Below are 13,884 nucleotides of genomic sequence, written 5' to 3'. Positions count from 1 at the left end.
CCAATTACTAAGAATGAGTAACCACTCTTAGTCATCAGTCTTAGTAACCAGTATGAGTAATTGTTGTGGATGGTTGGGGTGATAAATCAAAATGGGCTACCAGACAAAACGTTCTAACCGCTATACGGAGGCCAGTCCGACGACATACCAGGCGGACGTTCACCTCGACTCAGTCCGCTGGCGCGACCTCGACAGACGACAGCGGAGTGTTATGGAGGTGCGGACCGATTTCGCGTCGGGCGACCTTTTCGGCGGTTGCTGGATCTTCGGCATCGACGTCGACCTCCAGGAATAGACCAATAAGCGCGGTCTCCGAAACCAGAAGAAGCGCGTCTGATCCGATTCCACAGCTGTTACACCCGATCTGTTGGACGTTGATGTCGACAGAGCGGATCTGCCCTCCTGTCGAACTGACTCGTTTTCCGACTTCACTGACAGCGATATTAATCGCGTCTTGTCCAGTCTCTGCTCCTCGAACAACCCAACCAAGTGAGAACACGACGGTGTAGCCGCCGGCAACACCATTCTCGTCCGACGATTCTGGATTGCGTTCTGAGTGACGGCTGTCACTCCGGACGGGGGAGTTCGCGTTCGTGGCCGGGGTAGAATTTGTCCTCTGTTCGGCCATGTCTACTTACACGGAAAGCGAATTGAATTATGCAACTCCTCAACCACCGTAACGAGTTGTGGAACAAATAGACAGAAAAACAACAACACCATCATCGAAGCTCAGGGCGTCGAATCAATCGGTGTCCAAGAGATCTGTGGAGTGGGATCCCCCTGTCTAGACTCTCTCGCGTGAGCTGTTTCAGTCGCTAGCTCCACGCCTTGGGCTGGTTTCTTGAGTTTGTGCTCGGTCGAGGAAGGCATGCAGAGGGGGTCGACCCTTGGCGTGCCAGGACTCGAAGAACGCCGTCGCCCATTCGATAATCCGTGGATCGGTCGAGTCGATGGCTGCCGCTGTGACATCGGTCACGCCCGTTGATGGCGACGGCGCAAGCATCACCCGGGAATCGTTACAGATAGCGAGATGGAGCGGGAGTGACTCGGGAACGAACAGGAGTTCAGCGTCTTGTGCGGCGATCCCCTGTCTGATATACGACCCGAATCCGTGCTCCTTCACGTAGTTGATGAACTCCCGATCAGTGTGGAGTTTGAACAGGACATCATCTGGGAAGACTGCGCTCACCTGCGTTCTGCTGCTGAGGACTGGTCGATAGGCATCGGCGAGTGTCGGACTCACGATGGTGGATGTTCCTCGGAAGGTGTTGAGGTCTGTATCTGCGGCACGGGTGAAAGCGCTCAGTACATTGTGAGGCTGTCCGGGAGAGTTCCGAATAATCCTCGATTCGGCAAGTGCTGAGACGGGGAACGAGTCGAGATCGCCCGGTAACCACTGCAGGAAGTCGCGTTTGTCGAGAGCCTGCGCAATCGTCGCCTTGAATCCGGTGTAGGCCTCCAGGAGACGCCGCCCTAGTTCGGTCAGTTCGTATGTTCCCGCCCGCTCGATGACGTACTGATCACCCACGAATGAGCCGATAATTCTGTGAATCGTTGTTCTAGATGGTCCGCCATCCTGTCGAGCGGTCACAGCGAGCGTCGCCTTCCGGGCAGGGGCCTTCTGGAGGGCCTGCAAGATCCACCGCTTGTGATCGGAGCGTGCGAGCTGAACGAGGGCGTCTCGGTCAATCTCCTCACAGATCTCGTGATAGGCTCGTAGCACGGCACCGCCAGAGCAGCTCAGCGCGAGCCCACCTTCGAGGGTCCGTATCAACCCTGCCTCCCGTCCGGGCTTGAGCGCTCTATACGCTGTCTGTCGGGTGACACTGATCCAGTCGGCGAGTTTCGTAACAGAGAGTACCTGTTCCCGTAGTGCTTCCAGGGCCCGAATTCTGGTTGGAAGCGTCGCTTGCTGTCCTGAGACGACGGCTGACTGCCCCCGTGAATCAAGAAGGGATCGGAGCAGCTCTTCGGGGGTCACATCGGGGCACCGTTCACTGAGAGGCTGTCAGAGGAAATAGCAGTTGCGCCAGAAAATCTGTATAGCGACATAAAGTTTATATTCGAGAATATGGAGGATATAACCCTCGTATCCAGTGAAAACGGGTGATTAGGGGACATAGTAGTTTACTGTGTCTTAGGGCAGAAAGACACACCAAATTGAAGTGGGTGCCCGCCGTCTGCGACTCCAACCCGATGACAGCCGCCGACCCCAGGGGTTCGACCGCCGAGACTGACCTCCAAGCCGCCATCGAGGCGCGACTAGCCAGCCTCGACTCGGGCAACTACCGAGCGAACAACCGGCTCGTCCTTGACGCCTTCGCGGAGTACCTAGAGGACCACCGGGACGTCACGGCCCTCGAAGACCTGGAGGTCATCGACTGCCGTCGATACGCTCAGCACCTCCGAGAGCGCGTCCACGACGACGGGGACGACCTCTCGGCGGCCTCGGCTCACGCGAACGGGCCCTACTTCACGATCGTCCGGGCGTTCCTCGGCTGGTGCGTCGACGACGAGCGCATTGAGTCAAACCCTGCTCGACCGAATCGTGTCAAGGAGGCACTTCCGGAGCACCACGGGGATCACGACCGACAGTTCTGGTCAGCCGAGGCTCGGGAGGCGCTGCTCAACTTCGTGGGCGAACGGGCACACGCCGCGCTCGACGAGTCAGCGGACGCTCGCGAGCGAGCCTTTCGGGATCGAGCCATCGTGACGATGCTCGCCCTCACGGGTGCCCGTGGAGCGGAACTGTTCGCCGATCCTCGCGACGAACACCGCAACGGTCTCCGGTGGGAGCACGTCAATCTCGAACGGGGAATCGCCGACGTCTTCGGAAAGACTCGTAAACGCCAGCCGATCCCGCTGACCGACCGGGTCGTCGAGAGTCTTGAGCGGTACCGGACGGTGCTCGACCCGGCGACCCAGGACTGGCCGGTATTCCCGACTCGTCATCATGCCTCGCTCGCGAAGGCCGCCAAAAAGGGCCTCGAAGCACAGGGGTGGAATGCGGACGACATTGAGGCGACGCTGGCGGTTTCGACGTCGATGGAGATCCTCCGGGAACACGGGATCGCGCCGCCGGCGCTCTCGAAGAACGGAGCGCGATCCCTGATGAAGCGTCTCTGTGACGCTGGTGACGTCGATATCGACGGCGAGTATCTCAAGCCACACGGCGGCCGGCGTGGACTCGGCAGCGATCTTTACGCACAGGATGCCGAACTCGCACAAGAACTCCTCCGCCACGAGTCGATCGAGACTACCCACGAGTCCTATCGGGAGCAGAACGTCATTGAGCGACGAGAGCGACTGGAACGGGCACTCGACGAGTAGGGCCCGCACCTTGCGTCAGCGCGTTCAGCTGGAGTTACCCCACGAAGAGGGTAAATCACACCTCGTGGGGTAACTTGGAACTTCAGAGAGGACGTCGTCACAGCCGGCTCGCCGGACCGTATTCATCAGCTATGATCTGTTTGAGGTCAATCTTCTTCCCGTCCCTGACCGCGTCGGCCACGTCACAGACGAACTGGAGTGCCTGAATCTCCGCTTCGAGGGCGGCGATTCGCTCTTCTCGCTCCTGAATCCTCGTCCTGAGTGTTGCCACTAGGTGAGTACTTGACGTATCCGACGGAGGATACGTCGATAGTGCTGTCTCCGGCAGCCGTCCGTCGGGACGGGGAATCCGTCCTGCGTCGAGTTCGAGCTGAACCCGCTGGAGGTGCTTGCAGGGTGTCGGCGTGTCGGGGGTCTGGTAGTCGGGACAAGTACACGTCTCGTCCAGCAGATCTACCTTGTAGGTGTTGCCCGATGCCGAGTCGACCTCGTAGCACCCTCCCCGGTGAAGCAGTGCGACGTCCATGTCGTCCTCCCGAGCCCGCTTGGCACGGGCATCATCCTGAGACTGGTATTCCTTTTTGCTGTCCTGAGTCGTCGATGAATCGATCACAGCCATTGAATCACACCTGTGGAGAGGGATAGACCGATCGTCCCCTCTACCGGATTCAGGCTGATAAAATCGAGAGCCTCGCTTATTGGTCGGATTTACTCAGTAGGCCTGTCTCTGAATCAACCAGATATGTGGTCGTCCGGCGAGTGAAACAGCTGTGTCGAGATCTGTTCAGATCGGTCATAGGTCCGGATTCATTCCTCAGAGGGTTCGCGCCATCGCTGCCGAGTGGTCCGAGAAATGAACGCCTCCCGTTGGCACGAGAACTTCGCTCAGGTCAAAGCCACGCTCGTCAAGAACGACACACGGCAAACCGTGGATTGACCCGTTGAAGTTGGCCTCGTCGCTGACGGTTGTCGAGACGAAATTGTCAAACGCTATATTTTGTCACTAAGCGCAGCATTCCCGGCTCAATATCTCGGAGTCGCGGGAAAGACAGCGGCCTATTTCGGACGCCCGGCGAGCTGGAACCTCTCGAGGTGGCTCCCCGTTGCGTCAGCGGCCGATCGTTCCTTGCCGAGTGATTGGCGCATCGAGGTTGATGGAAAACGCGACGAGAATCGAATCCTCGGTCGCGGTGACGGAGACATCGCTCTCGCCGGTCACGAGTGCGCTCTCGGTATACCCGATGGACTCCTCGCCGGCGTTGACCGCCCCCTCGAAGACATACAGATAGGTGTCCCAGCCCGTCCGGGTAGGAAGCGTAGTCGTGGCCCCGTCTTCGAGGTGACAGTCGTAGAAGTCGACGTCGTTGCGGACATAGAGTGGGGCGTCAGTGTCCTCGGGACCGAACAGGTGGCGCCACTCGTTGGGAACAGGGTCGGGGATCGGTTCGTGCTGGATGTTGGGTTCGAGGTCGAGACTGTGTGGGCGGACGAAGATCTGGAGCATCCGGAGCGGCGGGTCGTCAGCGAGTGTCTCCTCAGCGTGCCAGAAGCCGCTGCCGGCGTTCATCACGAGCAGGTGTTCGGAGTCCGTTACGAGTTTGTTCCCCTGCCGGTCGTCGTGGCGCATCACGCTCTCTGGCACCCACGAGATGATCTCTTCGTTGCGGTGCTGGTGCATTCGGATGAGTGTCCCCGGGTCCATGAACGATTCGACGACCATTGCGAGCGGCCCGTACCCGTGGTCGTCGTGGTCTGGGACCGCCCGGCCGGGTAAGTTGAAGTGGATCCGGAACTTGCCCTGATTCTGCGAGATCTCCGTTCGTGGCGCCGTGAAGATGCGAGGGTGGGTCTGTGCCGAAGGCGACTCGTCCATTACCTGCTGGTAGTCGTTCACCCGCTAAATGGGTTCTGCGCGACAGTGGCGTCTATGAATGTCACCGCGGAACGCGACAACAACTGATCAGAATTAAACTATCGTCGCGACGGTTGCTCCAACAGCTGCCCCGAGCAGACAAAGCAGGAGTGTACCGCCCGCATAGAGTATCGCCCAGAAGCGATCACCACTCTCCCATAATTGGACTGTTTGGACAGAAAATGAGGAGTATGTTGTGAAAGAACCACACGCCCCCGTACCAACAAAGAGGACGACTTCATCGGTGAGGGTGGCGAACACAACCAGTCCAAGGACGAAACTACCGAGAACGTTCACTACGAGCGTTGGGAAAGGGAAGCGATCGTGGGAAAATGCTAGCCCGACGAGATATCTGAGAATTGCCCCAATCGCGCCACCAGTCCCGAGCAGATGGGCGGGCTCCATTATTCACTCACCTCAGTGGAGTGGGCTGTTTCAGCCGTTATCCAGCGGGCTGCTTCGCGACCGAGCAAGACAGCTCCGAATCCCAGCGCATAGCTCCCGATGATGTATCCAATTGCGACCGTTGGCGTTGTTGTGAGTGCGTCGATGACGAAAGTACTGTAGGTGGTGAAGGAGGCGATGAATCCAGTCGCCATGAGTGTCCGGCTGGCTTCAGAGATCCGCCCCGACAAGAGATTCTCGTATATTATGAAACCGAGAGCTAGGGAACCTAGGATGTTGACCAGCATCGTTGCTGCCAGTGAGTTCGGAACATACAATTCAACGAAGTATCGGAGATTCGAGCCAGCGAATCCGCCGATTCCGACGACTACGACAGATTCCAGATGTTCGAGGGGATGTGTTCGTGCCATGGCTGATTCATAGTAGGAGTCATCAGCCGGGATGGCGGTTGGGACAGGCGGACTCCATCGCCCGAACAGCCCACAAGAGGGCGCTGTATTCGGTTTTCTCCAGTTGCTATGTTAAAATTGCGATGTTCGAGTTGTTTAGGTGGTAACTCCGCACGCAGTTTCTGTAATAGTCGGTCCGTGGCAGATAGACACTCTGTTCGCCGACGATTCTTATTGACGGGACATGGGAATTTCGTAGCCTACTCAAGTCTTGAGAGGTCGCTGCTGGTTGTCCAGCACCCGTTCAGGGGCCAGAAAACGGGACTACTTCGCGTTAACCAACTATAGGCAATCTTACGCCCGGATGGTTGGTTAAGGACTAGTCCTACTCTTCGTCCTCACGCAGCTCTTCAGGCTCCCACTTGAGCCGTCGCAGAATTTGCGTCCGATCCTGGGGGAGTTCTCCTAAGCAACACCCTCCTGGAGGGGTTCCATATCTGGAATTGTCTCGATCCCCGCCTTGATCAGGCGCGTGTTCAGTGTTTCCAGTCGTTTCTCCGGGGACAACTCGTCACTGTCCTGTCGTCAACTGTCCTCATCTCGAAAAGCCTCCAGCCCTGTGGGTCGATAAAAACGATTCTCTATACAATATCATCCTTTCCCGATTCGTTGAGCGGGAACTGCTCAATCGCGCGCTTACCAACCTCGGTGAGAGTGGTGAACTCGCTTCCCGGCTGTCGACCGATCAGTAGGCGGCCCGTCACCACGGCTTTGCCGGTCCGGTTCGTAGGTCGGCCCATGGCTCGCACAGCAGTTATTGCAGGTGTCGGTCCTGGACTCGGTGAATCGCTTGCACGGAAATTTGCAACTGAGGGCTGTCAGGTCGCACTCTTCGCTCGGTCGGAGAACTACATCGAGGAACTCGCTGAGGATCTTCCGGACCCCGGTGAAGGGCTTGCCGTCCAGACTGATCTCACCGACGTCGATCAGATCCGAGACGGGTTCGACGCGGTGCACGATGAATTCGGGCCGGTCGATATTCTCGTGAACCACGCCAGCGCCGCCTCCTGGAAGGGACTCATGGACGTGGATGCTGAGGAATTCGAACGGGCGTGGGCGGTCAACGGACGAGGTGCGTTCGTCTGCTCGCAGGAAGCCGTTGGCGACATGCTTGAGACGGGCGGTGGGACGGTCATCTTCACAGGCGCGACCTCTGCAGTACGGAGTCTTGGGGGCGCAATCGGATTTACGGCCGCGAAGTTCGCCGCTCGCGGGATGGCGATGGACATGGCACAGGAGTTCGGCCCCGATGGGATTCACGTCGCGCACGTCGTCATCGACGGACAGATCGACACGCCGGGCGTCCGTGACCAGTTCCCTGACCGGGAGGACGAGACGTTCCTCGACCCTGACGAGATGGCCGAGACCTACTGGCACCTCGTCGAACAGGACGATATCAGTACACAGCCGTTCGAGGTCCACATTACGAACGGCCCGCAGAACTCCGAATTCATCTGACTGATTCGCAATCACGACACGCACCGGTTGTGCTTGATGAGCACGACTGGGCGGCAGGACTGTATGCGAGAAGCTCTTCTACTGTACTATGGGCCGGAATATGCTCGTCGACGGGGAGTGGAAGACGGATATCGAACCATACACCGACGAGAGTGGCGCGTTCGATCGGGCTGAAACCTCGTTTCGTGACTGGATTCAGGACGCCCAGGGTAGCAAATTCCAGTCGGCCACCGGTCGCTACCACCTCTACATCGCAAGGAACTGTCCGTGGGCACACGGCGCTGCGCTCACGCGCCGACTCGCTGGGCTGACCGACATCGTCTCGATGGACATCGTCGACCCGTGGCGTGAAGACGAGGGCTGGGAGTTCACACCCGAGAAAGATGGCTGCACTCCCGACACCGTCAACGGCTGTGAATACCTCCGGGACGTGTACGTCGCGGCAGATCCCGAGTACACTGGTCGGGTGACTGTTCCGGTTCTCTGGGATCGGGAGCACGAGACCATCGTCAACAACGAATCCATCGAGATCATGCGGATGTTTGCCACCGAATTCGCCGACTACGGCGACGATGGCCGTGAGCTGTATCCGGAGGGCTACCGCGACGAGATTGATCGGATCATCGATTCGATCTATGATTCGATCAACAACGGCGTCTATCGAGCCGGCTTCGCGGACTCACAGGCCGCCTATGACGAGGCAGTCACCGACGTCTTCGATGCCCTGGACCACTGGGACGAAGTCCTCGCCGACCAACGCTACCTCGCCGGCGACCGGCTGACACTCGCCGACGTGCGCATGTTCCCCACGCTGATTCGGTTCGACGAGTGCTATCACACGGCGTTCAAATGCAACCGCCAGTACATCCACCAGTACGACAACCTCTGGCCGTATCTGCGGGACCTCTACCAGACGCCGGGGTTCGCGGAGACGGTACGGATGGAACACATCAAAGATGACGGCTACTACCAGGGGGATATCACACCGATCGGGCCAGGACTCGATTACGAACAACCGCACGATCGCGACCGTCTCCCGACTGCCGACGGAACGACGGCCCAAACGCCGTAGTCCTGGGCTGGTGAAATCTCTCGAAACGACGTACAGGCTGGCGAAGTCAAGGTTTCTGAACGGCGAGTCTTAGAGTTCGAGTTTGGTCGCCGATTCAACCTCAACTTGGAGGACTTCGGCCTTGTTGAAACCCTTCATCACTGATATTCGAAAGAGACGCTCTCCCTGCCGCCCACGACCAAACCCGTGGAAATGATTCTCTATACGAAACCGCAAGACGTGAAGAGGATTTCAACAGAGCCAGGAATTCATATTCACCTGCGAGCAGGTCGGAAAGCGCCTTCTCGAACGCTCGAAAGTGGTCGGTCTAGGAGTGGATCTTCAATTGAATGCCGTTTTCGTACTGTTCGAAGAATCGCCCAACGTTCGGCTCCGAGACGTTCGTGCCCGGCGTGGTAGTTGTCTGTCTCGGTTTTCCGTTCGATGGTTCCCACCGCGTAAGTCAGAATTCTGCTCTCGTCGATAGAATGTTAGCGGATGGTTTTTGTTCGATTTTTTGATCTCGGTACGGGCTTCTCGGCGAGGTCTTCTTGGGCAGGGCCATCGATGACGGTCCCATCCCTATTATACCGGGACCCGTCACAGGGACAGTCCCAGCTTTCCCCGGCGCCGTTCCACCGGAGCACGCAGCCACTGTACGTACAAGAACCGGAGACAGCGTGCCATTCGCCGCTGGCGTCCCGGTAGACACCGACCGGCTCGTTGTCTCTGGCCACGACCGTTCCCTCACCAGGATCGAGAGGCGGCAGATCGTCCTCCTCGCTAGGATTACGGTGCCCTTTGATGAACTGCTTCATCATTTTAGCGCCCGCGTTGGGCAACCGCTTCAGGGACTTCAATGGCGGCATCCGATTGGGGGTGTACAGCTCCGCCCACTCGTTGTCCCGTCCCGCAATTAGGTCACTCAGCAGCAGTCCGGCCACCGTTCCGTGAGTCATCCCCCACCCACCGAATCCAGTGACGACGTAGACGCTCTCGGAGAACGGCGAGATGGGCCCCATGTAGGGAACCCGATCCATCGTCATGAAGTCCTGTGCGGACCATCGATGGGTGATGTCCTCGACCGGGAAATGCGAGGTGGCGAACGACTGGACCTGTCGGGTGAGTTCCATGGTGTCTTCCCCGATCCCGGTCGGGTGCTTCTTCCCCTCCACGAGCAGCATCGTGCCGTTTTGGGTCGGAACCGGACGGAACGAATGCAGGTCCGTACCGGCATTGTAGTACATGCCCTCTGGCGGTTCGCCCTCGACGTTCACGGTGATGATGTGCTCCTGTCCGGGGAGCGTTCGCGGCAAGTACAGCATCCGCTTGACAAACGGGTAATGGGTCGCCACCACGATGTCGTCTGCTTTCACCTGACCCTCGGGGGTTTCGAGTCGGTGTGGAGGGCCGTATTCGATGTCTCTCGCGCGGGTGTTCCCGTAGACCCGTCCCCCTTCCGCCTCGAAGGTCTCGAGCAGGGAGAGGAGATACGCCCGTGGGTGAAAGTGAGCTTGCTCATCGTACCGGATGCCAGCCGCCACGTCGACGGGGGCTGGAACGTCCTCGACGTGTTTCGCATCGAGACCGAGACGGCGAGCCGCAGTTACTTCGTCTTCGATTTGCTGCGTGTCGTCTCCCGGTGGAACGTACGAGTAGGCCGGTGCCCGTCGGAACGCACAGTCGATACTCTGGTCGGCGACGCGGGACGAGACTTCCTCGAGGGCCGTCCGGTTCGCGTCCGCGTAGAGTTTCGCCTTCTCTTCGCCGAACGTATCGATCAGGTAGTTGTAGCGCAGTCCGTGGGCGACGGTCACCTTGGCCGCTGTGTGGCCAGTTGTCTTCGTTGCGATCCCGTTCGCGTCCAGGAGGACGACGGAATGTCCATCTTCGGCGAGGAATGTCGCTGTCGAGAAGCCGGCGATGCCCGCTCCGACCACAGCCACGTCCGCCGCGACATCCTCGGCCAGATGAGGATGTGCCGGTTGGTCAGTCGAATCGACCCAGTACGACACTGCGGAGTCGGGTAACGAGACGGCGGGCGTGTCTGGATGCATGGTGGGAATCGGAGTGAAAGAGAGGGTGTTAGTCGGTGCTGCTCGCGACCGTGGTACTGTCCTGCAATCGTGAAACGACGTCGTCGGTTTCGGCGGTTTCGTGGGCGATGAAGCCGAAGTTCGTCAGCGCCGCCTCGAGCGCCTCCCGACCGGCGGCGGCAGTGGCGTCGGTGACGGTCAGCACCTCGAAGCCGTTCTCGACGGCGTCGCGTAGGTGCGACTCGACGCAGAGGTTCGCGCTCATGCCCGCGAGCACGAGCGTGTCGATGCCACGCTGGCGCAGTTGGATCTGAACGTCGTTGCTCCAGAACCCCGAAAGCTGCTTGTGCGGGGAGAGCACGAACGTGTTCTCGTCCGGTTCGAGTTCGGGGATGATGTTGGCGCCATCGCCCGCAGCGTCGAACATTCGGGTGTCGAACATGATCTGGTCGATGTTGTTGAGGTGCTCCCACTCCTCGTACTCCGCGTCCTCGTACACGTGAGGGGAGTAGAACACGGGAATATCGCCTTCGTTGGCGGCATCTCGGAGTCGAGAGAGATTTTCGACGACCGCGTTCTCCTCCACGGTCTCGCCGACCTTGTCCCAGACGACGCTCTCGGGCTTCAGAAAGTCGACCTGCGGGTCGGTGATCAGCAATGCAGTTCTGTCGGGATCGAGTTCGATCTCGGCCATGGTTACGCAAACGCCTCCGGGAAACCGGGCATCTCCGTCTGACTGTCCGCAAAGCGGTTCTCCGTCTTTGTGTCGTTCCCGCCGTAGGGGAGGTATCCCTGGCTCCCGTCGCCGGAGTCGCTGTCCCCATCTTCTTCGTCGCCGTTTTCGTCGTGCTCACTCGCCTGAACTGTCCCCGGTTCTGGCGATGTTCCCGTGCCGGTATCTATCGATTTCATCAGGTTTCCACGTTCCATGTGTCATCTCCTCAGTCGGCGGTTCCGCCCTCTATACCATCTGTGAGTATAGCCAGCCCATGGTAATAAATTGTTGACAATTTTATCCTCATCTGGTTTTTGATTAGACGAATAACGGGTTCTGCCCGAAAGTCCTCTTGATGACAGATAGGCGGGAGGTGTTCGTTGTCAACTGACACGTTTAACCGAATCACACCGACACGCCCGAGTGGAAGCAGATCGACCTATTCATTCCAGGGGCTCTGTTGAGATTTCCCGTCAGTGACAGGTTTTGATTGGCGTACGAGATACAGCTCGCATATTGATCTCGAAAAGACGATGAACGGACAGGGTGAGCTGCTCTCGTCGACAGCTCAGAGACCCGGCTCGAACTCCTTGATTTCCTCCTCGATGATATCGCGCTCGAAGTAGAGGAGTTCAACGGCGATCACGACGACGGCGATACCAAGCACTACATAAAACGTGTTCGGCTCGCGAGTGTAGAGGTTGTACAGCATCAGCGGGAAGAACGCCAGCGCGCCGATTGCCCCGACTGCGGGAATGACAGCGTTCACCTTGTCGTGATCACGCTGGCGGAACGCGAGGTAGCTCATCGACCCGAATACGAGGATGAACGCCAGCGATGCGAACGAGGTGATAGCACCGAGCCCCCCGAACCACGTGAACGCCGCAGTGATCGCACCCAAGACGAGGACCATCCGCTTGGGAAGGCCGTCAGCGCCCGAGCTTCCGATCTGGTCGGGGAGGAGATCGTCGCTCAGCATTCCCTTGGCCAAATGCGCCGACGAAAACAGGGTGGCTGTGATGGCGCTGCCCGTCGAGAATAACGCCGACAGCGCGAGAACGACCGCTCCGACCTGTGCCAGCCCGTAGGGCTGCATCATCAGTGAGGCGGCATCCTTCAGCGCGACGTGCGGGTGGGATGTGAGCGCCTGTGGAACGAGGTTCACTGTCACCATTCCTACGACGATATAGATTGCAACGGCGACCGGGATAGAGATGTACACTGCCTTCCGGATGGTCTCGACGGGATCCTCAATACTTTCCTGGTCGTAGTACAGGAGTTGCCAGCCCTGGAACGCGACGAACGAGATGGCCGCCGCCATCAGGGGCCCAAACCCACCAAGTTGCCCACCGCCATATTCGAACCGCATACCACTGAACCCGAACGCATACACCAGTCCGAGAATACCGAACACGACAAGAATGCCGACCTTCAGTGCGACGAGGACGTTTTCAGCGGCTCCGGTGATCCGCGACCCGAGCAGGTTTAGCCCGACGAACCCGGCCACCGCCACGACCGAGATGAGCGGCCGGGTTGAGAAGCCCCCAACACTCCTCGGGATGACGGCGAAGGCGGCCGTGAACTCTCCGAAGGCGAAGGCGTACATGGCCATCGAGCCGATGTAGCCGAACAGGAGTGTCCAACCTGCCATCCCGGCTACCGTGGAGTTGCCGAGATAACACTGGACGAATGTCACACTGCCGCCCTGGTTGTCCGTGAGGCTGTTGAGCTTGTTGTACGAGTATCCTGCACACAGAGCGACGATGCCAGCGAGGAGGAACGCGAGCCATATGGCGGACATCGTGATCTCTGCTACCACGCCGAGAACGGCGTAGATGCCCCCTCCGATCATACCGCCAAGAGCCATTGAGATGCCCTCTTTCAGTCCAAGGCTGTCAGTCATGGCATCGTCTTCTTTCTAAACTTCTCCTCCCTAAGTCGTAGTGGCTTTCAAAAATTGAATCTTTGGCTCGTATCAATTTACTTGACTGGCCTCACGCACCCGAGGAATTGTTGTGGTAGTTCCCGTAGGTACGCATATCGTGGCTCCGGATGCGAATGAACACCTTGCTGATGCGCCACCAAGCGCCAAACTCGTCTATAAAACGCTGGAATACGAGGGGGAGCTGACCCAGAGTCAACTCGTCGATGAAACGCTGCTCTCAGCACGTACTGTCCGATATGCACTGACGGAACTCCAAGATCGAGACGTGATTTGCGAGGAGATATATTTCGCCGATGCTCGTAAACGCCTCTACTCGCTCACTTCAGCCGACGAGTCATCTGAGACCACTGGATAGGACAACCGACCCGGTGTGAAGGATTACTCATCACCCGACCGCTTGGTCTGTATATCCTGATCACGGATATGGCAATAATGGATCAAGTGAAACACTCATTGCCGCTGCTCTGCCCATTCGATGAGCGGCTCGAGACGCTCGCGCCCTTTCGGGCGGTCGGTGAGAATGGGGGCTTGTACCTCAATACAGGTGAGACAGTAGCAGCTCAACGGTGCCGTCGAGTATCCT

At 58.5% G+C, this 13,884-nt stretch carries 14 protein-coding genes, 1 pseudogene and 1 riboswitch; of the genes and pseudogenes, 4 read left to right on the top strand and 11 right to left on the bottom strand.

Annotated elements, in window-relative coordinates:
- Positions 1-169: 169 nt before the first annotated feature.
- Both NL112_RS21170 and NL112_RS21165 read right to left on the bottom strand, forming a co-directional pair.
- A complete protein-coding gene (locus NL112_RS21170; protein WP_255152824.1) occupies positions 170-628 on the bottom strand; it encodes a DUF555 domain-containing protein in 459 nt (152 codons plus the stop codon).
- 180 nt (positions 629-808) lie between these two features.
- Positions 809-1,981 (bottom strand): transcriptional regulator FilR1 domain-containing protein, encoded by a 1,173-nt coding sequence (locus NL112_RS21165; protein ID WP_255152823.1) that lies wholly within the window; start codon positions 1,979-1,981, stop codon positions 809-811.
- 215 nt (positions 1,982-2,196) lie between these two features.
- Here NL112_RS21165 and NL112_RS21160 point away from each other — a divergent pair, with 215 nt between their 5' ends.
- The gene (locus NL112_RS21160) at positions 2,197-3,330 is read left to right on the top strand and encodes a tyrosine-type recombinase/integrase (RefSeq protein WP_255152822.1); all 1,134 of its coding nucleotides are present in this window, start codon (positions 2,197-2,199) and stop codon (positions 3,328-3,330) included.
- 97 nt (positions 3,331-3,427) lie between these two features.
- Here the strand turns inward: NL112_RS21160 and NL112_RS21155 are convergent, their stop codons facing one another.
- The 5 genes and pseudogenes from NL112_RS21155 to NL112_RS21135 all read right to left on the bottom strand — a co-directional run bounded on the left by NL112_RS21155 (position 3,428) and on the right by NL112_RS21135 (position 6,603).
- On the bottom strand, positions 3,428-3,856 hold the full coding sequence (locus tag NL112_RS21155; protein ID WP_255152821.1) for an SWIM zinc finger family protein: 429 nt from the start codon (positions 3,854-3,856) through the stop codon (positions 3,428-3,430).
- 582 nt (positions 3,857-4,438) lie between these two features.
- Entirely contained in the window at positions 4,439-5,203 is a 765-nt protein-coding gene (locus NL112_RS21150) for a pirin family protein (protein WP_255152820.1), read from the bottom strand.
- 93 nt (positions 5,204-5,296) lie between these two features.
- The gene (gene crcB, locus NL112_RS21145) at positions 5,297-5,647 is read right to left on the bottom strand and encodes a fluoride efflux transporter CrcB (RefSeq protein WP_255152819.1); all 351 of its coding nucleotides are present in this window, start codon (positions 5,645-5,647) and stop codon (positions 5,297-5,299) included.
- Positions 5,647-6,057 carry a fluoride efflux transporter FluC gene (locus NL112_RS21140; protein WP_255152818.1) on the bottom strand — a complete coding sequence of 137 codons (411 nt, stop codon included), beginning with the start codon at positions 6,055-6,057 and terminating at the stop codon, positions 5,647-5,649. Before NL112_RS21140 ends, crcB begins: the two co-directional genes overlap by 1 nt.
- Positions 6,058-6,063: 6 nt before the next feature.
- Positions 6,064-6,128: riboswitch (Fluoride riboswitch) on the bottom strand.
- Between the two features lie 293 nt (positions 6,129-6,421).
- Positions 6,422-6,603: pseudogene (locus NL112_RS21135) on the bottom strand (DUF8129 domain-containing protein).
- Between the two features lie 231 nt (positions 6,604-6,834).
- Between NL112_RS21135 and NL112_RS21130 the strand changes: the two are divergent.
- Positions 6,835-7,554, top strand: a complete 720-nt coding sequence (locus NL112_RS21130; RefSeq protein WP_255152817.1) for an SDR family NAD(P)-dependent oxidoreductase — start codon at positions 6,835-6,837, stop codon at positions 7,552-7,554.
- An 88-nt stretch (positions 7,555-7,642) separates the two neighbouring features.
- On the top strand, positions 7,643-8,626 hold the full coding sequence (locus NL112_RS21125) for a glutathione S-transferase family protein (RefSeq protein WP_255152816.1): 984 nt from the start codon (positions 7,643-7,645) through the stop codon (positions 8,624-8,626).
- A 470-nt stretch (positions 8,627-9,096) separates the two neighbouring features.
- Here the strand turns inward: NL112_RS21125 and NL112_RS21120 are convergent, their stop codons facing one another.
- The 4 genes from NL112_RS21120 to NL112_RS21105 all read right to left on the bottom strand — a co-directional run bounded on the left by NL112_RS21120 (position 9,097) and on the right by NL112_RS21105 (position 13,259).
- Positions 9,097-10,662 carry an FAD-dependent oxidoreductase gene (locus NL112_RS21120; protein ID WP_255152815.1) on the bottom strand — a complete coding sequence of 522 codons (1,566 nt, stop codon included), beginning with the start codon at positions 10,660-10,662 and terminating at the stop codon, positions 9,097-9,099.
- Between the two features lie 28 nt (positions 10,663-10,690).
- Positions 10,691-11,335 carry a cysteine hydrolase family protein gene (locus NL112_RS21115; protein ID WP_255152814.1) on the bottom strand — a complete coding sequence of 215 codons (645 nt, stop codon included), beginning with the start codon at positions 11,333-11,335 and terminating at the stop codon, positions 10,691-10,693.
- Between the two features lie 2 nt (positions 11,336-11,337).
- Complete coding sequence (locus NL112_RS21110; RefSeq protein WP_255152813.1) at positions 11,338-11,571, bottom strand: hypothetical protein; 234 nt, start codon at positions 11,569-11,571, stop codon at positions 11,338-11,340.
- A 353-nt stretch (positions 11,572-11,924) separates the two neighbouring features.
- Complete coding sequence (locus NL112_RS21105) at positions 11,925-13,259, bottom strand: APC family permease (RefSeq protein ID WP_255152812.1); 1,335 nt, start codon at positions 13,257-13,259, stop codon at positions 11,925-11,927.
- Positions 13,260-13,398: 139 nt separating this feature from the next.
- Here NL112_RS21105 and NL112_RS21100 point away from each other — a divergent pair, with 139 nt between their 5' ends.
- Positions 13,399-13,656 carry an ArsR family transcriptional regulator gene (locus NL112_RS21100; RefSeq protein ID WP_434084212.1) on the top strand — a complete coding sequence of 86 codons (258 nt, stop codon included), beginning with the start codon at positions 13,399-13,401 and terminating at the stop codon, positions 13,654-13,656.
- Positions 13,657-13,884 lie beyond the last annotated feature (228 nt).

It is taken from the genome of Halorarius halobius (assembly GCF_024298865.1).
Taxonomy (GTDB): Archaea; Halobacteriota; Halobacteria; order Halobacteriales; family Haloarculaceae; genus Halorarius; species Halorarius halobius.
Note: the sequence above shows the minus strand (reverse complement) of the source record. Positions and strands in the feature narration are given on the sequence as shown.